19 protein-coding genes are annotated in these 17,742 nt (G+C 49.1%); all 19 read right to left on the reverse strand.

Translation table 11 applies throughout. From position 1 onward, the window contains the following. Position 1 precedes the first annotated feature (1 nt). Positions 2–1,318 (reverse strand): phage tail sheath family protein, encoded by a 1,317-nt coding sequence (locus ACR1R9_RS21105; RefSeq protein WP_433922803.1) that lies wholly within the window; start codon positions 1,316–1,318, stop codon positions 2–4. Beyond that, positions 1,318–1,527 (reverse strand): hypothetical protein, encoded by a 210-nt coding sequence (locus tag ACR1R9_RS21110; protein WP_433922802.1) that lies wholly within the window; start codon positions 1,525–1,527, stop codon positions 1,318–1,320. Before ACR1R9_RS21110 ends, ACR1R9_RS21105 begins: the two co-directional genes overlap by 1 nt. Before the next feature lie 49 nt (positions 1,528–1,576). Beyond that, complete coding sequence (locus ACR1R9_RS21115) at positions 1,577–2,008, reverse strand: phage tail terminator family protein (RefSeq protein WP_433922801.1); 432 nt, start codon at positions 2,006–2,008, stop codon at positions 1,577–1,579. A gap of 275 nt (positions 2,009–2,283) precedes the next feature. Next, on the reverse strand, positions 2,284–2,871 hold the full coding sequence (locus ACR1R9_RS21120) for a hypothetical protein (protein ID WP_433922800.1): 588 nt from the start codon (positions 2,869–2,871) through the stop codon (positions 2,284–2,286). A 20-nt stretch (positions 2,872–2,891) separates the two neighbouring features. Continuing rightward, a complete protein-coding gene (locus ACR1R9_RS21125; RefSeq protein WP_433922799.1) occupies positions 2,892–3,842 on the reverse strand; it encodes a tail fiber protein in 951 nt (316 codons plus the stop codon). Next, positions 3,842–4,441 carry a YmfQ family protein gene (locus tag ACR1R9_RS21130; RefSeq protein WP_433922798.1) on the reverse strand — a complete coding sequence of 200 codons (600 nt, stop codon included), beginning with the start codon at positions 4,439–4,441 and terminating at the stop codon, positions 3,842–3,844. Before ACR1R9_RS21130 ends, ACR1R9_RS21125 begins: the two co-directional genes overlap by 1 nt. Further along, the gene (locus ACR1R9_RS21135; RefSeq protein ID WP_433922797.1) at positions 4,428–5,567 is read right to left on the reverse strand and encodes a baseplate J/gp47 family protein; all 1,140 of its coding nucleotides are present in this window, start codon (positions 5,565–5,567) and stop codon (positions 4,428–4,430) included. Before ACR1R9_RS21135 ends, ACR1R9_RS21130 begins: the two co-directional genes overlap by 14 nt. 4 nt (positions 5,568–5,571) lie before the next feature. Continuing rightward, positions 5,572–6,027 (reverse strand): DUF2634 domain-containing protein, encoded by a 456-nt coding sequence (locus ACR1R9_RS21140; RefSeq protein WP_433922796.1) that lies wholly within the window; start codon positions 6,025–6,027, stop codon positions 5,572–5,574. Beyond that, positions 6,020–6,430, reverse strand: a complete 411-nt coding sequence (locus ACR1R9_RS21145; RefSeq protein ID WP_433922795.1) for a hypothetical protein — start codon at positions 6,428–6,430, stop codon at positions 6,020–6,022. The genes ACR1R9_RS21140 and ACR1R9_RS21145 overlap by 8 nt, the downstream gene beginning before the upstream one ends. Then, positions 6,423–7,409, reverse strand: a complete 987-nt coding sequence (locus ACR1R9_RS21150) for an XkdQ/YqbQ family protein (RefSeq protein ID WP_433922794.1) — start codon at positions 7,407–7,409, stop codon at positions 6,423–6,425. Before ACR1R9_RS21150 ends, ACR1R9_RS21145 begins: the two co-directional genes overlap by 8 nt. After that, positions 7,406–8,035 (reverse strand): LysM peptidoglycan-binding domain-containing protein, encoded by a 630-nt coding sequence (locus ACR1R9_RS21155; RefSeq protein WP_433948961.1) that lies wholly within the window; start codon positions 8,033–8,035, stop codon positions 7,406–7,408. Before ACR1R9_RS21155 ends, ACR1R9_RS21150 begins: the two co-directional genes overlap by 4 nt. A gap of 54 nt (positions 8,036–8,089) precedes the next feature. Beyond that, a complete protein-coding gene (locus tag ACR1R9_RS21160) occupies positions 8,090–9,889 on the reverse strand; it encodes a hypothetical protein (protein ID WP_433922793.1) in 1,800 nt (599 codons plus the stop codon). A gap of 183 nt (positions 9,890–10,072) precedes the next feature. After that, positions 10,073–10,507 (reverse strand): phage tail assembly chaperone, encoded by a 435-nt coding sequence (locus ACR1R9_RS21165; RefSeq protein WP_072734388.1) that lies wholly within the window; start codon positions 10,505–10,507, stop codon positions 10,073–10,075. A gap of 95 nt (positions 10,508–10,602) precedes the next feature. Next, positions 10,603–11,844 carry a right-handed parallel beta-helix repeat-containing protein gene (locus ACR1R9_RS21170; RefSeq protein WP_433922792.1) on the reverse strand — a complete coding sequence of 414 codons (1,242 nt, stop codon included), beginning with the start codon at positions 11,842–11,844 and terminating at the stop codon, positions 10,603–10,605. 158 nt (positions 11,845–12,002) lie between these two features. After that, positions 12,003–12,410 (reverse strand): phage tail tube protein, encoded by a 408-nt coding sequence (locus ACR1R9_RS21175; RefSeq protein ID WP_064640174.1) that lies wholly within the window; start codon positions 12,408–12,410, stop codon positions 12,003–12,005. 177 nt (positions 12,411–12,587) lie between these two features. Further along, on the reverse strand, positions 12,588–14,051 hold the full coding sequence (locus tag ACR1R9_RS21180; RefSeq protein WP_433922791.1) for a phage tail sheath family protein: 1,464 nt from the start codon (positions 14,049–14,051) through the stop codon (positions 12,588–12,590). Further along, a complete protein-coding gene (locus tag ACR1R9_RS21185; protein ID WP_083679086.1) occupies positions 14,051–14,251 on the reverse strand; it encodes a hypothetical protein in 201 nt (66 codons plus the stop codon). Before ACR1R9_RS21185 ends, ACR1R9_RS21180 begins: the two co-directional genes overlap by 1 nt. A gap of 181 nt (positions 14,252–14,432) precedes the next feature. Next, a complete protein-coding gene (locus ACR1R9_RS21190) occupies positions 14,433–15,332 on the reverse strand; it encodes a hypothetical protein (RefSeq protein ID WP_310852158.1) in 900 nt (299 codons plus the stop codon). A 381-nt stretch (positions 15,333–15,713) separates the two neighbouring features. Continuing rightward, positions 15,714–17,567, reverse strand: coding sequence for a DUF4127 family protein (locus ACR1R9_RS21195; protein WP_433922790.1), 1,854 nt, complete (start codon positions 17,565–17,567; stop codon positions 15,714–15,716). Between the last annotated feature and the right edge of the window lie 175 nt (positions 17,568–17,742).

Below are 17,742 nucleotides of genomic sequence, written 5' to 3' on the forward strand. Positions count from 1 at the left end.
CTTAAACCACCGTCACTTTCATATATACTTTTTCAACGGAATCCACAGGTTGGACCTGAATCTCGATCAGAATACTGTCGGTTTCATTGCCTGGAGCAACTGTAATATCAGTTTTGGAATCAAAATTTCGAATTGCCCCGATATCCTGTAGCTGCTTCAGGTAGGTGACACATTGGGAACGGAACAGGCTGCGCCCATCTTCGTTGTTGTTCACTTTACCGATATAATAGGACTCAAAAATCCGTTTCATATCGTTAGCAATGCCATCGAGTACGCGAACAACACGGTTTTTGGCAAAATGGCGTGCCTTATCCGGGGTTACGGAACGGAACGTGTTCAAATCCTGCTCCACCACGGCCTTGTTGCTGCTCGCCGTGAAAACAAACTCGCCATTACGCAGTGCCGCTTCTGTCTCGCTATGTGTCAACCGCCCATTCACATCCACGGCATCGTCATACGCACGGAACGTCAGGGATTCATTCAGGTTGGCTCCAGATGTTGCTCCGGCTGTCCATGCTACGGTTTGTTTTGGCGTAAGAATGGTACCGTCTGAGAGCACAACACCGTTTTTGACACTAATCACACCTTCATGATCCGCAGCCGGGTAATCCGACAGCACCAGTTGTACCTTCTTGCCTTCGGTATCGCGCAAACGCTTGATGTAGGCGGTGTATACAGATTTCAACGTAGCATCGTCTGAGATCAGACCGACGGTGTTGAAATCCAGTACCTCTAGCTTGGTGAGGAAATCAGCATGCTCTTGGTTGGTTGCTGTACCATCCAATCCACCTGTTAGTGGAAGCGACGCTGTAGCTGTGAGTGCACCTTCACCAGTAAAGGTAACGTATGCGTTGGATTCCAGAGCTTCGATGATCGACGAAGTTTGTTTGTCCACTTCTTTACCTGAAAGCAGAGTTGAAACATCGAATTTGTCCGAGTCATTGATATTCGAGGAGATTACAACTGCCAGATCGTTACCACGCACACCGCCGTATTGGGCTGTCACTGTCAGTTTGTCCAAGGTTGCCTTGGCTTTTGTCCCTGCATTCAAACGATAAAGAAACAAAGTCTGCGCCCGTTTCAATGCCTCACGGATGAGCAACAATTGTGGTGCTGTCCAGTCATAGCCCAATTTGGCTTGTACATCTTCACCTGCTTGTACGGTCAGGATTGTACCTGCTTGCCCCCATGACAATGGAAGTGCCAATGCTACCGTGCCCCGCTCACCTACCGTACCCGGTAACGAGCCCTCTGATGCAAAATTCATATATACGCCGGGGCGTACCTTGTTTTGAGTTGTCCATGTTCCTCCAGCCATTATTGTGCCTCCCCATTCATAAATTGTAGGATGTGTTCTTGCGCTTCTTGCAAGGTGTACGTTTTTTGTTCCAGCAGAACTGCTGCCAAAATGTCTTTCTCGATCCGGCTAAATTGCCGGGATTCGGCGAACTGTGCTTTGCTGTATTTTTGGTTGTTTTTCTGTTGAACTTCCGGTGTTTTAGGGTCCGGTTCTTTTTTCGTAAACATCGCCAATGCGCCTCCTATTCCTTTCAAGTAGATCCCCTCATTTGGTTAGTTATTCGTTAGCGGCTTTAAGTACCGTGGGTCGCTGTTCCAGTTGTTGCATGGTAGTGGCAGACCCGGAAACTTTGGCGGTTCGCATGGTGTAGTACACCAGCATTCTTGGTGTGTTGTTCTCCGTCTCCCAACGCAGTTCCGTTGCGCGATAGGGTGTGCTCTCGACATCGATGGTTTCCAGCGCTTCAAACAGCTCGTCCGGCAGGGTCGCCGGGATATTGTCTACTTCAAGCCAGCGGATTTCGAATGCATGGAACTGCACGAAGCGATCGCTGCGTTCACGGGTGAGTTGGGCAGACAATAGGCGGTAGGAGATGCCTTTAGTGTCTGGGTCGGGGCTAGTGCTTCCGGTTGCCTGGTGGATCGGGATGTTGGGGAACTGCTGAGTAAGTGTTGTAGCGATAGCTGTGGTTAAATGGTTTGTGGTCATGATTCACCTCCTTTTTATTGGTGAAATTTGAGATTAAGTTTTTTCTATCTACCAAGAATCGATATCCAGACTAACGTGTTTTAAATGTAAGTTCAGACCTGCCATGTGAAAGATGTAATTGGCGCCCCCCGTTTTCATTATCTACAATTAATACCGGTGTATGTGGACTCGTAGCTGACTTTATTTCTCCGTCTTGGGCACCGGGTACCAATCTCACAACGTTACCGGCTTCCTTGTGGTGTATAATTGTAATCGGACATGATCATGCCTCCTTACTAAATGTAAGATCCGCCCACACTGGCGTTCCAAATCTCTTTGCTATCCAGCAAGATCCGGTATAGGCGAACGCGTTTCCATGTGGATACGCCGCTGTTGTTTGAAGCGTGCGCCCGCAAATAATAGGACCCGGACAGGCTGGAAACGCTCAAGCTGATTGTGGTCCTTGTCGTCAGTGAACCCCGATACGTCCGGGCGTTATATGTACCGCCGCCTCCCATTTGATCCGTTGACGCTATGAAAATCCCATCTGATTGGATGTGGGATGAACCTTCCAGCTCAAAATCAAATATTACGTTGGTAACGTTGGTCAGATCCACTGGTATACTTGTCACGACGGCCGCCTCACCGCCGCCGGTGCTTGGGTTATACGCGTAACATTCCACATGGTCCGATTGCTTGGACACATATGAATTGCTGCCCCATACTGAACCTTTCCGCATTGTTGGTGCGGTGGACCAAATGGGCCGCCATCCTCCCCCGACTCTCGCATAAATTTGTTGGACATCCCGCCAAGCCCCTGAAACCTTGATGGACACTCTATTAGGCGTTTTCCATATGCCGCCCATCTTCGTGCTTAAAGCCATGCGTTATTCTCCTCCCTCTATCATGAGTATTGATACCAGATGTCCCCGTCATTTCCGCCAGAAGGTGCGGCAGATGAAATAATATGCCTGTTCTTAGCATCAATAATAGATTGAAAAAGGTCGGGACTCCAAGACGACCAAACATTATTCTCTTTGGTTCTTTGGTATAAAGTTTGTACCCCACCGTTGAGCCGACTCGCCCTTTGGAGTACATACCCAGTACCGTTTGTATGGCACTGAATTTCAACGTACCACCATATATCAGCACTTGCTGGTAAAGGTGAATTCACTAGATTATTGCCGTTATATTGTCCGTTTGCTGTCAAAGAGTTAAGGTCAGTCCCTGGCGCTAATACTTGGTTTTTACCATCATCAGCCGTAAACTTGTGCTTTTGGAACAAATCACCCATGTGAACAATTCGGGCCAGATTTGGGGTAAACGCCGCTCCAGCTGTGGTTGCGACCGGGCCTGTATCAAACATGTACACTTCCGTTGCAACAGCGCCTGAATAGCGCATGTAGATACCACGAGCGCCCAAGTTGGAATGAGTGTTTTCGTACTTAAATGTATTCCCGTCAAGAAAACAGTTACTACCGTACAACACCGAACCATTTGCAGATGCAGAAAACGTTCCCCACTGATTCATAATCAATCGCCCAGTCATAGCTCCGCCTGTACGCGGCAAGTTTGCCGCATTAGCTGCTATCAAAGCATCTCTAACCGCCTTCTCCGTCGCCGCCACCGTCTCAGACGTGCCATCCGTCTTACTCGACAACTGCACCTTCCCCTTCTGCGTCAAAGACGCATCGGGAATATCCATCTGGCTCACCGCTTCACGTAGCGTATCCAAATCCTCTTGTGTCGCGACACCTGCATCAATCTTTTCAAAAATCCCGTTAATACTCTCCCGGTTTACGTTCTCGTTCCCCAAGGGCAATTGCAATTTCAAACGATCTGTTTCTATTGGCATTACGCCCACACCTCCAATTCATCCCACGTCAAGGACGCGGCGTCCAGTTCATCCCAAGTTTTCTGTTTCTTGTCCAAATCGTCCCACACCAAATATTGATACTTATACTCCACGGCCATGTGGGCTGGTTTCAGTTCATCAATAGCCCTTTTCAGATCGTCGATATTAGGCGGGATGCCCAATTTATCCACAAAACTCACCTTAAAACTCCACGCTTCAGGTTGAAACGTCACATCCACCTTGCCTCCAGCATAAGCTTCAGCCACATTCGCAACCAGCCGACCGGAAAATTTCCCGGCACCACGCAGCTTCGATTCGACCACAGCACGCCGCTGGTCCACAGGTTTGAGACGATCTGTCTCAATGCCAAGCTCCTGCTCCCAGAAGTCCAATCCCCACGTTGCCGTACGGACAAAAAACTGATCCAATGTCTCATCCAACGCCTGATACAGCAGATCCATCTCGGTTCCTTTGGACTGCATATCAGCCTGCATCACGCGGGAAGTCTCATAATAACTCGGCAAATACGAGAATAACTCTTTCCCCTTCGGGCTCGTAATTTTAGAACCCAGAACGTCCACCAGACTACTCATGCACATCCACCGTCCCCAGCACGGCGACCTGACTCACTTTCATCTCGATATTCTGGTCGCTCACACCGTTCAGGGTAAGCTCCGAATAGTCGATAATGGGCGGAATGTCCAGCAGAATCGCGGCAATACGGGTGTAACGCACAAGCGGATCGGCAAAAGCCAACTGCTTCAGATACGCAGTCACCCCGCTCTCGATCAACGCCCTTACATCCGCCAACGTCGCATCGCTTGCCAACGTCAGCTTCACCTGAATGTTCATCGGCACTTCCTCTGCGGACATCACGGACACCACCGGGCCAGCCGGTGCAACGCCTTCCCCCTGTCCATCCTGCGTTGGGTCCACGTATTTCTGCACAGCTGCCACCAGATCGCTACCCCCCGCACGTTTGTCCGTATCCAGCAAATACAATCCCACCGTGCCCGGCCCTTGCCATAACGGAATAACCCGCGTTGCACCAACACCTGGCACTTCACTGGCCCATTGCACATATTGCGATTTGTTGCCACTTGTCCCTTGATTGCGGACTTTGGCATAAAAGCGTTCCAGCAGCGCCATATCTGCCTCGATATCCGCACCACCTTTGATCACCTCAACGTTAGTTACAGAGGTAACGCCACTCACGGGTGTAGACAGCACGGTCACGGTGCCTGCAGGCACATTGCTTTCTTTTCCGGCAACGAGCGCTCGCACGCCAACACTACCCAGACCATCTTCTCCCAACTCCACACGACCAACCGTTTCATACTCGAGCGAAGCTTCACCGGAGATTTCATCCGCCAAAGTAGCCACAACTGTACCCGCAGGAATCACCTTGCCCGGCGTACCCACGAATCTAACCGTACCTTGTGCCGCCACCGCAGCCCGTCGCGTAAGCCCATGCTCCCCCGCCCGCAAATCCAGCTCCTCCGAACGAAAATTCGGATCTCTGCTCGCCGCCGTACTTGCAAACCCGCGCCGCAGCAGTTCCTGCGCCCACAAAGCCGCCTCAGACAGCATAAAAGCTACCGGGGCCTCCGCATCCCACAAAAACGAACCCTCCGACTTGTCCAGATCCGCGGGCAGACGATCCAGCATGCGCTGCATAATCTGTTCCTCCGTCTGGTCCTCCAAATAACGCGGAATCTCAGCCATCCCGTCAGATCACCTCACTTTCCAAAATAAACATTTCTTCCTGCACACTTGCCACCCGGCACGAGAACATGCACTGCTCCCGATTCCAATCGAACGTAAACTGGTCTACCGAATCCGTGCGTGGATCAGCGAGCAGTGTCTCTGTAACCATCCGGGTTATCTCACTTTCGATCACTCCCCGGCTGTCCCCCTGACCAACTAACTCCTCCAGCTCCGAACCATAGTTTCGGGAGTAGATCACATGTCTGTACCTTGGCGTTTTTACCGCCTTGATGCACCATTGCACCCAAGCTTCATGCCCACTCGCCGCAGCGACTTTGCCACTTGGAGTCAGCACAAAATCCCCCGCATCGTAATCGAATCGCCAGCTCCGTCCAAACCTCACCTCTTCCGAAGCCGCCCCCGACAGATCTTCCTCATCTCCCCATACCAAACCCGTTTCCGGGAACAAACTAGGCATTCGCACTCACCACCTTACACAGCACCACAATGTCGTTACCGCCATTCACTCGCATCGCCAGCACACGGTCACCGGCTTTCAATCCATTACCAAGAGACCACACCGCTTCTTCCACTTCCCCTTTTTGCAAAAGAAACCGTCCCGTGCCCGTCGTTCCGCCGTTTGCCACGTCAGGTATACCGGAAATCGCGCCAGCAGCCTCGCGCTCCGGCAGTCCAAGCGTGCCCGGCAGCTCGGCCACGAGATAGTCCTGCACTTCGTGCTTGAAATCATCCAGCTTTACGCCGGATGAAGTCATCGTTCCCAGCACCGCGCCCATGCCGCTCACGGCCTGACGGGTATGGGTACTCATCGCGCCGCGCATGACCTCGGCAAAATGCCCATACGGATCATCTTTATTCAAGGTAAAACCTCCTTTTCACCAGCTCGGCTGTCCCCAGCTCCAACGTCATTGTTCCAGGACCAGCGGAAAGATCACGGCTAACCGACATGACAATCAGTTTCAGCCCTTTGAGCAGCACCGCGTCTCCAGCACGAATCGTATTCACATCTGGTGCAGATACGGTAAAGGTCTCCTGAATACCCGTCAGACGGCTTTTCGCCAGCTTCTTGGCCGCAGTCGCTGTTTTGACCTGATCGTCTTCGATCAGCTTTTGCAGCGTGCCCAGCTCGGCTACACCAGACTGCTCAATCGCTAGCACTTTGGAAGGAACCTCTTTGCCGCTGCTGGACTCCGAGGCCGCCATCACTTTAACTTTGGTGACCGCACCTTCGAGCGTACGCATCTGGGTCAGATCGATCAGTCGATCCAGCTCGTGTACCTTCGCATTGCTGCCCACCTTAAACAGCTGCAACCCGCCCGGCGTCATCCGCGGATGATACATATCCCCACCGGATTTCACCGTTTCCTTTAGATCGGCAAACATCATCGAAAAAATCGTCTGCGACCGATATACCGCTTTGCTCAGCTTCGTTTTGGTATCCGGCAGCGCAGCGTATGGGATTTTCCATTCCTTGGCGTACGTTTTGAGTCGCTGCGTGGCAGTCTGGTCTTTGGGCAGTAGAAACTCATCCTCCGATTTTTCCAGATAAATCATCCGGTCGTAGACGGTCAGGGACAATCGCTTGGTGCCGCTGTTGGAGCTTTCCACTTCCCAGATAACCGCAGGGTGCAGCAAGTGGACCATTGATTTTTCGCCAAAAGGAACCCCACTGATCCGCACCGCCATACCCGGTGATATCGCAGGCAGACCCGAAGACGCAGACACCGCCAGCCGGATGTTGGCCTGGTAGGCAATCTGGTCGAGCGAATCCTTCAACGTAATCGTCTCCACCAGCTTGGTGATGTCATATTTGTCGTCGACAATGACCTTGTAGGTCATGGCATCACCAGCTTTTGTCCGGGCTTGATCCGGTTGGGATCACTGCCGATGGTCTTCACATTGAGCTTGTAAATCTCGTTCCATTTGGAACTGCTGCCCAGCTCAAGCTTTGCTATTTTGGACAGGGAATCGCCAGATTTGACGGTGTAGGTCTTGCTGCTCGTTTTCAGATCCGTACGGGAACCCGACTTGCTCGCAGATGTTGCACCGCCAACCTTCTCCATTTTGGAATCTCGCCATGTGCGCAGCGTAATGTCAAAGTAGATATCCCTGCTCTCACCGCCCCGGAAGGTCGTATTGTGCGAGATCAGATACACGGGCACGTTCACCCCCGTGTTGGTAATGATGAAGCGCAGCGGTTTTTTCGATACCAGAAAGGTATTCAGCATATTCATCGCTACACGTGGATCAGGCAAAGGCTCGTACATGCAATAGGACGCATCATATTCTTTAGGAAAAAAAGAAGAGAAGGTGATCTCCTTCACCTTCTCCCCTTGCGCAAAATCAAACTCGCCATACTCCAGCATATTAATCGTTTCGTATCCTTTGGTTCGGGAGATCGTCAGTTCTTCCGGTTTAACCGGAAATTGAAACTTCGTTTTCCCGTCGATCAGGGTGAATTCCATTTTTACACCTTCCACGTTATCCTTAAATACAGTCATGACAGGCCTCCTTTCTGCTTAGGCCATAATCGTTTTTCGATTTTCCATCGCACGGCGCACTTCGCCTGCAAATCTCATTCCAACTTGATGCGAGATCGCATCGTAGTCGATGGCGTTCTCACGGACAGTCACCTGCACAGCTCCTTGTGGTACGTTTACGGAGATCTGATTGGTCGTCTCGGTTTTAAAATCCTTGAGGTAACTGGACAGACTGCTCATCTGGTCTTCGGATATTTGTACCGTCATCGTAGATGATTTTCCATTTGTCTGTGCACCGTTACCGAGCGCCATCGCTTGGGACTGCATCACGCTTGTTCCCAGGAAAGCGGCTGTCGTAGATTGACCGCCATTGCTGTTCGCATAAGCCATAGGCCCAGTTGTTGTGAGCACAGATGGAATATAGGCAGGTGGCATTGACGGACCAGTGGGTACTGGTGTTGGATTAGCAACCGCCGTTGTTGCCGAGACGGTTTTTTCTTCTTTTCTGGAACCAAAGCCGAAGAAATTGGTTATGCCACTTGCAATGTTCTTCGTTTTTTCAGAAACAAAGTCGGCTGCAGTCGACAACGCTTTGCCTGCACCTTCCGTGGCATTGGACATGAAGTTTCCAATATCTTTCGCTTTGTCCCCAATCCAGCCTCCCGCCGAACTGCCAGCCCATCCACCTAAAGCTCCACCAATATACGTGCCGATTCCAGGTAAAATAAAACTGCCAATGGCACTACCAATCGCGGTACCAGCAGTCCCACCGATCATGGATCCAACAGCTCTCCCACGCTGCTCGGGAGGAGCAGTGGCAACATTCGCTACATCAGCGAGCATACTAATCGGTCCAAGCAGTTTACCCGCTCCCTTCGCAAGTCCCCCGCTCAGTTTGCCAAACATACCATTACCCGAAAACATATTGGACATTGGCGAACCAGGCAAATTTGCGCTAAAGCCATGTCGATTCGAATTCAATTTTTGATCAAAGTCCATTTTCAGCTTTTTCTCTTCTGCCGAAGAGATGTTGGTTATAATCTTTTTCGCAGGATCGGAAACAGGCGTTTTTAAAGTTCTAGTCGCACGTTCTTGGTAGGACCTAGAACCGCTCTTGTATGGACCTTTTTTTCCGCCCTCTGTTGATGCTACAGTTTTAGCATTGCCACCACCTGCATTTTTGGTTTTTCCACCTTTAGCCCCGCCTTTTGAAATCCTCCCTACAAGGCTTCCACCAGAGCAGCAGCAACATTGGGAAGTATTGCCTGGACTTGATTTCCCTTTGATTTTTTCATAGAAGAACTTAACACCACTCCCAAGCTTTCCGAGCAAGTCCGTTGCATTATTTAATGGATCAAGAAAATCATTACTTTTTTGTGCCATTTCCCGTATCCAACTTATTTCTTCTTCCTTTGGTGCGTTCTTTACCGTATTATTGTTGCTCCCAATGTTAAGTGACAGCGAAGGTACGCTCGCCAGACTCATCTTCCCCATCGCCACTTCTACCTTCTTCTTCACCTCCACCGACACCGTTCCCGAAGCCTTCACCATCTGGTTTCGGAAACGGTTCAGTTTCGCGAGTGCACGGTCCAAGGCCGGGCTCAATTGATCATCCAGCCCGATCTTCGGCGTGATCCGCAACCTACTCAATCGCACAGCCGTGCTATATATGCTTTCCAACCTGCGCCCGGTCGTTCTCAGCTCATTGTTCACCTTGATCAAACTCTGATAGCGAACTCTGCCCAGACGTTCGGTAGAACGCTGGATCTGATCCAGATATCGGATGGTCGTTCGCATTTCCGCATTGGATTTGGATAAACCCACAATCATTTCTGCCATTTCTTTCACCTCCTGTCTGATCTAGTTATCGATTCATTTGCGAGGTGATCGCTGCCATTTCCTCTTCCGAAAAAGCAATCAATAGCGAACGCTCCCCGCGTGGCAAAGACCAGAATTCTCCGGGCCGTAGATGATGACGAACCCACATGTGATACAGGAACGTGGTCATCCCGCCGGAGTGAATCAGTTTTTTAGATCTTCAATCTCCACACCAAAGCCGGACAGTTCAAGTACCTTGTCGCCAACAGCATCAAGTTCACCCGCGAGTAACATGCGGCGAACCGCTTGTTCCCCACCGGACAGCTTCATGCGACCGGTAATGCGGTTATCTCCCCAACCGGACAGTTCCAGGCTGCGTACATTCATTTTTACCGTTGCTTCGGAAATCAGCAGCGCGTTAAACGTTTCGGTATCCACCTTTTCCTCGGTGCGGCCTTTGACTGTTTTTCGAATCGTACAGCGTTCGCGAATCTGATCCACTTTGGAGGACGTCAATCCACGCAGGGTCAGCAACAGATCCAAACGTTGAATGCGTACATTCTCTTCCGGCAAACGTTCTGCTGCTTCAAACAACTGATCCAAAATTTGTTCTTCGGACATATTCTCATTCATACTCATGGGGTGCGATCTCCTTCTTAGCTACATAGTTTCAATTTAAAATAAAAGCAGCCCTGGCTAGGGCTGCTCAATAATAATTCTACAAACACACATCATTATTCAAGAATAATCTGATTATTGGAATAAGTAATCGTACCAAAAGTTCCAGGGGACGGAATCTTTTTGATTACTTCTTGTTCTCCTTTAATCGTATTTCCATTCATCAATTTCCTTGCCGGACCAGTAATCGTATTATTTTGAATTGTAATATTATTCATTACATCCGAAGATAACTTCGTTTGCATCGTGATCGCTGGTAAGTAGGAAGATTTGGATGCTGTTGTCATATCCCAATCATGAATTGTATTGTTATTGATCACAATATTGTTACGGCTGAAAAATAATTTGATCGCTTCTAAATATGAGTAATAAATAGAGTTTCCTTCAATTACCGAGTTAGTCTGAGGAAACAATCCCTCTTTCGAAGGCGTCGTGAAATGAGGATAATAACCAGAATATTTCATCGTATTGTTGAATGCGTGAAAGTTCCCTTCGATGAAGTTCTCTCCGCAATATTCAATAGTGCAGTTGGAAATTTTAACGTCAGCGGCAGTCCCCTGCGGATTACGAACAAAAATCCCATTTGTAGCATCACCTTGTAGGGTCTGGTTTAACTCCCCTGTTCTTCTGATTTCACATTCCGTAATCTCCATGTTACGCACAGAATCTGCTGCCGAGCCCGAATCGGAACCATACGTTTGAATTCCACGATAAGCAGTATCCTCAATGATACAATTGGTGATCTTGATATCACTTGAACTTCGTACCGTAATGGCAGATTGCCCCCAAATATCATGCATTTCACAATTCTCGATAAATACTGTAGCAGCATTTTGAACATAAACGGCATTACCCTGAACAACAATATTGGTAATGTTTCTACCTATATTTTCGAAATTGCAGTCTGTGATACTAACATTTTGATGACTTTTGTTCTCAAAATAAATAGCCGTTTCCATGATATTTTCAAAGTCACAATGATGAACACTTACATTCATAGTATTATGCAGATGAATGGCCCGAACTTGCTTTTCACTCCTAAACTTAAGATCGTTGAGATTGATATTGGAGCCTTCAATTTGCAAAGGAGCTTCAAGCATTAAAATTGCTTCATTCCCATAAATATTCTTCGGCTTAGTAATCTTAAGTGTGTATTTAAGCAGATATGTGCCCGAAGGAATCATTACATTTATCTCGTTACTATGCATCAGCTTATCAAATGCCTTGGTCCAGTCCCATTGGGAAACAGGCAAACTTTTATCGGGTACCAAACTTTCAAAATCTTTAATGGATAACATATCAATCGTCTCCTCAGTAATAAAGATTTATATTCCCATGATGTAGTATGCACTGTTGAGAAAAAGTTTTTTTTTCGGGCCTATAACACAGAAACTAGATATCACATGAAAATAAATGTTTCTACTACGAGGTTTGCAGAAGCCGGCTCTGAAAAATTTTAATTCGCTACAATCGGATTTAACAATTCAAATCCTTCGAATGTAAAACTTGTTTCCTCCGGTACTTCCTCACCCGCTGTCCAGTTAGCAAGTTGGATTTTGTCCACCATGCAACCTTTCAGTAGGACACTCTCATGTCCATAGGATTCAGGATCGTCTACCTTCGAGATGATCTGAAACTTGGTGAAGCCGCGCTGGATCATGTCCGAAGTGACTTTGTAACCCGTCATCGTGCCTGTTCCTTTTTTCGCACCATTCTTGTGCACTTTCCAATCGTTGCCGACCAGATTCAGTTCACGCTTCTCGATTTCAACGCTGGCCTCCAGCTTATTAATATTCGTCTGCCACACACCATCGATGTGCAGCTGACCATGGGTACCGAGAATGACTCTTGACGCATCCAACATGACAATTCCTCCTTGGAATGGTTGGCTGTTCATTGTTACACGATATAACTCCGCTGGCAGAACAATCTCCCGATCACTGTTATCCCCCAGATTTTTCTGCCCTCTCCGTTATCGTGCAAAACACCAGCTCAAATAATTTTAGTCAATCTAATAACCGATCTTCTCTTCTACACAACCTTATTGCACGTAAAACGTTCCAAACAACTGCTCCATCACATCCGTCAGCTTCACATTCCATTGCAGGAATACCTGATCTGCCTCTGGCTTGAGAATGGGTGCAGCACCATAATACGCCGGGTCGAGAACAACATCGTATCCTTCAGCTTCAATGACATTGCTCTGTGCGAGCAGCGCCAGATAGGCTTTCATCGCACCGATCAGCGCCTGACGTCCTTCTTCCGTATTGTTTACTTTACCGATATACGTATCTTCAGCAGAGCGCTGCAAATCCGTATTAATTGCATCCATCACACGAATGGAACGGATTTTTTTCCAGGCATTATTCTGTCCTGCGGCAGGGGTCACGAGTGTATTCACTCCGCGAAGCGCCTTCACCTGACGTCCATCATGGAAGAAAATAAATACGCCATTCTGTACCGCCTGCTCCTGTTCTGCACGAGTCCAGCGACGCGTCACGTCATCGAACGGAGATGCTGCGTATGTGGTGGATTCATTCAGACGTTGTCCGGCAATCAGACCCGCAACATAAGCAGACGTTTCCGCCGAGCTGTAGAACGCATCTCCCAGACGCACACCCGTACCAACATTAATCACACCCTCATGATTCAACGTAAGTGAACGTGCTGCTGCCTTCTGTGCTGCAGTCGCAGAGGTGTCGTCTGCCGTAGTACCACCGAATACAGCCATCACGGGTTTACCCTCATTGCGCACACGTTTCACCCAAGCTGCAAAGCTCGCCAGCAAAGGCGCATCCGCCGCATGATCCAATGCCAAAACGTCAAATTGCTCACCTTCCAGCGCGCCCTGCACGGCGATATACTCCGCATTGGTCAGTCCATCGTTGCCACTTGCACCACCTTTGAACGCCGCTCCCGCAACGGTTGCAACAACACCTGTACCCTCGCCAATCGCCTGCGCGTTAATCCAAATATTGCTTTCATCCGCGTTGATCTCTTTCGCCAGCGACGCTGCCGAAATATCCGCAGTCAGCAGTGCATACAGCATCCGGTTGCCTTCAAACAAGCGTACTTCATGCTTTGTAATATCAATTACACCCGGTTGAATGGTGACATAGAACCCGTTACCTCGGTCACCCGGATACTTGGCGTCCAGTTGCAGAACGGCTGCATCACTGCTGTCTTTCAGCGTAAGAGTCGCTGCTTTCGCCGATTCTCCGGCTACCCGATAAGCGAGCAGCCTTTTCGGTCCTCCTAGCAGGGCGAGCTTCAAGGATGTATAGGCCGTCCCATTATCCAGGGCATGCGCCGAGAAAATACGCTCAATTGCAGCTTCACTGCCGACTTCTACAAAAGTGCCCACCGGACCCCAGTTGGCCTTGATCGGCACAACAACCGTTCCGCGATTACCAGCCTGAATGGCCGAAGACGCCGCCGCCTGAAAATTCATATATAAGCCCGGAAGTACCGGACGATTCGTTTGCTCCCAAGTTCCGCCTGCCATTATCCCTTCACCTTCGCTTTCATAAATTGGTTGATGCGTTCCTTCGCTTCCTCAATGGAAAACGTCTCTTGCGCTGCTTCGTACAGCGCACCATACAGCACCTCTGCCTTAACGGCAAAGAGGGCTTCGGCATGATTCATCAGCTCGGCCCGCGTGTATTGCGGGGCAGCCTGTTTATTTTTTTTCACTGAGCTTGCCATGACCATCTCACCTCATTGTTTGACTACTGAATTCGTTGAACCTGATCTTTGCACCATAATTTTGACCTATGAATTTTTGTCCCTATGAACCTACGAAACTATGAACCTATGATTTTGAAGCTAAAGTATGATATCGACTTTCTCATCTGGAACCCCATCAACAGTTCCTCTCGATTAACGCTTACTCTATCCCTTTGTTATGGTGAATCTCACGGATCAATGGCGCTTCTGTACCCGGACGGCGAATACGCTGCTGCAGCGTTAGACGAATCTGTCCGTTCAAGTAAGCATCTGCCTGCAAGTCGGCTGAAACTTCGTCCACCGTCACATATCGCGTACCGTCTGTATCCGTCAGAGCTATACGGGGCTGCACAGCCAGTTGTTCAACCAGATGTGTGACCGTTTGACGGACATCTGCCACATTCGCAGTCAGCACATGCCCGATCCATTGCTTACGAACCTCCAGCGCAGAAGTCCCTGCGGTGGTTGTACTGCATCCCGTCAATCGCCACAGTACGGACTTGGCCTTATAACCTCCAGGCCACACATCCCCATATACGGACCATTCCTGTCCGATCTGAGTTCGTGTCCAACCGCGAAGTGCATCCATCCACGAATCTGTGGTTTCAGCCTGAGCGTATTCCACCGTTTCCGGAACATACACCCCAAACCGTAGGCTGCGCGCAACCAGTCCAGAACTGGCGTCCACACGATCACCATCCGAAGAACCCAGATAAATACAGGTAAATGCCCCGCCCTCTTCATCCTCCAGCCGGACCTGATGTAGTCCTTCCATCAGCGCTGCTGACCAAGTCTCTACTTGTTCAGCACCTCCATCTTCGGGGCGTGCGTATGGAGAGATTTTGATGATCCTCCTATACCCCGCCCAAGCAGACTTCGGTACTTCTTCTGCAAAAGCAATCACGGCACAGGGTCCTGCTAACACCTCTCCCGGTGCAGGGATGTCCTGTACTCGGCCATTCCATGCCGGGACAAGAGCCTCCAGCTTCTGCTTCAGCGTTCGCCTGATGACGTTGCTCACTTGCCCTGTGCTGTCCGTGTTGTTTAAGTCACTACTCATAGACACATTTATTTCGCCCCTTCAGCTGCAAGTTTGAGATCTGCCCGCATTGTGCAGCAACAATGTTGCAGCAGCGAATTCCCCCTTTAACCGATCTGCTAATGGAAAAAGGAAATCATCGTCAGTACGTCTCTGTGCTAACGGTTCTCCACCGGCGCCAAAGCTGGACACCATTCACCGCAACAAAAAGACCGGCCCCTTGTGGCCGATCTGTACATTAGCGTATGTGCTTTCGGTGTGTGTCCTTGCTATTGATCCGATAATACAATCTTACACCCTTTCATTCCTAGCGCGGATGGTCATTCGTACGACTTCGGTGCGAATAAGAGTGTATCTGGGGTGGAAAAAAGACGACTCAGCGTGGCTCATGCCATTAACACCCTATTTCAGCGTAACCTTCGGATTCAACGTAATCTCAAACGCACGTCCCCAGATGAAATCGGGATTCGCATATTCCAGCAGTGCACTGCAATACTCCGCATAAGCTGCTTCGCCATTACAAATTTGTTTGATCGCTACATTACCTTGAGCAAAGGCGGTTTTGTTCGCCAGTGCCGTGGTGTGGGTCTGCATCAGATCCCTGAGTAAAGATTGCAAATGAGCATAATCTTCTTCTGAGTTAAACAACACCATATTCTGATCCGCAAGGGTTGCCACGTTGGTATATAGCGCATGTGCTCTAGAATACGTGCGGATATCTGCAATAGCTACAGCTTTATAGTAGTAATCTTTCAGGAAGCGTTTGAACAACAATGAACCATGTGCATTCATGGCATCTCGCAACGCATGAGCATGTGTTTCTGTTGTGATCAGAGCATAACGGGATTGTCCCATACCCACAGCAATACCGATTTTGTTCCCCGGCGTATTCCATGCACTGTAACCCAAAACCCGACCCGTATACGGACTGTTCAGGAGTGCTTCGGCTACATCGACGTTGGCCGGACCTTTTCCTACAAAATCAATCAACACCGAAGGAAGCCCCTTCTCACTATTGCTCGTCAATTGCGCCACAGCCGCCTGCACCTGATCCAGCGCCGTGATGGCAATAATCTCAATGTGCACCGGTTTTTTACCCGGTTTGCCTGGATGACGGTTCGTCATGCGATCCAACTCAGACGCCATATCAAACGAAGAAGCTTCATCGACAGATGTAGCATTCGTTAATTCATTTCCATTTTCCACATCGGAAGTCGTATCCGTTACCACATCAGGCCCTGGATAAGCGGAATCCGCTACAACCACACCACCAACAATATCCACATGACGCACCACATTCTCGTGCACATTCATATATTCGTAGGTATTGATAATCGTGGAACCATGAGGGCCAAAATACTTCACTGCATAACGCGTCTTCGTCCCACCGCGCAGCAATTGGTTAGCCATACGTGCCACCAGAGCGTGACCCAGGCCATCCGCATCTGGAAGGATAATCGCCCGATCGGGATTTTGTCCATCCGTCCCACCGAGCCATTCATTGATTCGTGCTTCCACATAATTGATCTCGTTAATCTGAACACCTTGCGTATTCGCATCGTCGACGCCTACGGCGAGGAAGTCAATGTATCCTTTGCGAGCAAGCTTATCTAAAATGTACAGATTGGTTTTAAATTTATGTTGTCTGGTGTTGTAGTACTGTTCTTTATTAAAATACGTCGTTTCCCCATATTCCGTAGACTCTGGAGAAAGGTTGTACCCGTTCACAATATCCTCGAATGCCGTAAAAGACTGGCGTGGCTGCTGCATCAATGCACGTGACTCGTTGTAGGCATCCAATGCGAGACCATCTGCAAATGAGGTGGTGGCGAGTCGCATAATGGTATCCATTACAAACACCGGTTTGCGTGGATATTTTCCTTTAATCGCTTTGATCACATCGAGCAAACGGGTTGTGTCCTGATCATAATCAGGATATGTGCCCCCTCCATCTTCACGAAGCTGACGACTGCCAATCAGACCACCATAAGCCAGAATATCCGAAGAGATGATGAATCCATCCACTTTGGCGGCATTTTTCAAAATGAAATCATGAATGTTGGACGGTTTACCGTACGTAGGCGTAGACGTTCCAAGCAATGTGGTGCCTTCTACCGTTTTCTCGGAATCCAGACGATTTTGAATGTCACCCAGGTGTGGTGTAATGATATGGATACCGGCTGCTTTTCCTTGTACAACGACGTCATCCAGATTCGCTGGACGATCATCCAGTGGAACATACAATACTGTTTTCATATCCGAAAACCTCCTGTTAGATAAATTGAACTAAAGATGTTACACCTTGTCACTGCGATTGCAGTACCATCTTCCGATCGCTCTTATCCCCAGATTTTCTTGCTCCCTTCGTTCAAGGGTAAAATCCGGTGCTAAAGGCGAGAGTATGCTTACGAAGTAGCTTTCTTGCAGAAAG

The sequence above is a fragment of the Paenibacillus taichungensis genome, assembly GCF_050994985.1.
Taxonomy (GTDB): domain Bacteria; phylum Bacillota; class Bacilli; order Paenibacillales; family Paenibacillaceae; genus Paenibacillus; species Paenibacillus taichungensis.

Excerpts from the sequence above, each read along its gene's own strand:
- ACR1R9_RS21125 (WP_433922799.1), bottom strand. The coding sequence starts at position 3,842 with ATGCCAATAGAAACAGATCGTTTGAAATTGCAATTGCCCTTGGGGAAC.
- ACR1R9_RS21190 (WP_310852158.1), bottom strand. The coding sequence starts at position 15,332 with ATGAGTAGTGACTTAAACAACACGGACAGCACAGGGCAAGTGAGCAAC.
- ACR1R9_RS21155 (WP_433948961.1), bottom strand. The coding sequence starts at position 8,035 with ATGGAATTCACCCTGATCGACGGGAAAACGAAGTTTCAATTTCCGGTT.
- ACR1R9_RS21130 (WP_433922798.1), bottom strand. The coding sequence starts at position 4,441 with ATGTGCATGAGTAGTCTGGTGGACGTTCTGGGTTCTAAAATTACGAGC.
- ACR1R9_RS21180 (WP_433922791.1), bottom strand. The coding sequence starts at position 14,051 with ATGGCAGGCGGAACTTGGGAGCAAACGAATCGTCCGGTACTTCCGGGC.
- ACR1R9_RS21150 (WP_433922794.1), bottom strand. The coding sequence starts at position 7,409 with ATGACCTACAAGGTCATTGTCGACGACAAATATGACATCACCAAGCTG.
- ACR1R9_RS21160 (WP_433922793.1), bottom strand. The coding sequence starts at position 9,889 with ATGGCAGAAATGATTGTGGGTTTATCCAAATCCAATGCGGAAATGCGA.
- ACR1R9_RS21170 (WP_433922792.1), bottom strand. The coding sequence starts at position 11,844 with ATGTTATCCATTAAAGATTTTGAAAGTTTGGTACCCGATAAAAGTTTG.
- ACR1R9_RS21110 (WP_433922802.1), bottom strand. The coding sequence starts at position 1,527 with ATGTTTACGAAAAAAGAACCGGACCCTAAAACACCGGAAGTTCAACAG.
- ACR1R9_RS21175 (WP_064640174.1), bottom strand. The coding sequence starts at position 12,410 with ATGTTGGATGCGTCAAGAGTCATTCTCGGTACCCATGGTCAGCTGCAC.
- ACR1R9_RS21165 (WP_072734388.1), bottom strand. The coding sequence starts at position 10,507 with ATGAGTATGAATGAGAATATGTCCGAAGAACAAATTTTGGATCAGTTG.
- ACR1R9_RS21195 (WP_433922790.1), bottom strand. The coding sequence starts at position 17,567 with ATGAAAACAGTATTGTATGTTCCACTGGATGATCGTCCAGCGAATCTG.
- ACR1R9_RS21185 (WP_083679086.1), bottom strand. The coding sequence starts at position 14,251 with ATGGCAAGCTCAGTGAAAAAAAATAAACAGGCTGCCCCGCAATACACG.
- ACR1R9_RS21135 (WP_433922797.1), bottom strand. The coding sequence starts at position 5,567 with ATGGCTGAGATTCCGCGTTATTTGGAGGACCAGACGGAGGAACAGATT.
- ACR1R9_RS21140 (WP_433922796.1), bottom strand. The coding sequence starts at position 6,027 with ATGCCTAGTTTGTTCCCGGAAACGGGTTTGGTATGGGGAGATGAGGAA.
- ACR1R9_RS21105 (WP_433922803.1), bottom strand. The coding sequence starts at position 1,318 with ATGGCTGGAGGAACATGGACAACTCAAAACAAGGTACGCCCCGGCGTA.
- ACR1R9_RS21115 (WP_433922801.1), bottom strand. The coding sequence starts at position 2,008 with ATGACCACAAACCATTTAACCACAGCTATCGCTACAACACTTACTCAG.
- ACR1R9_RS21120 (WP_433922800.1), bottom strand. The coding sequence starts at position 2,871 with ATGGCTTTAAGCACGAAGATGGGCGGCATATGGAAAACGCCTAATAGA.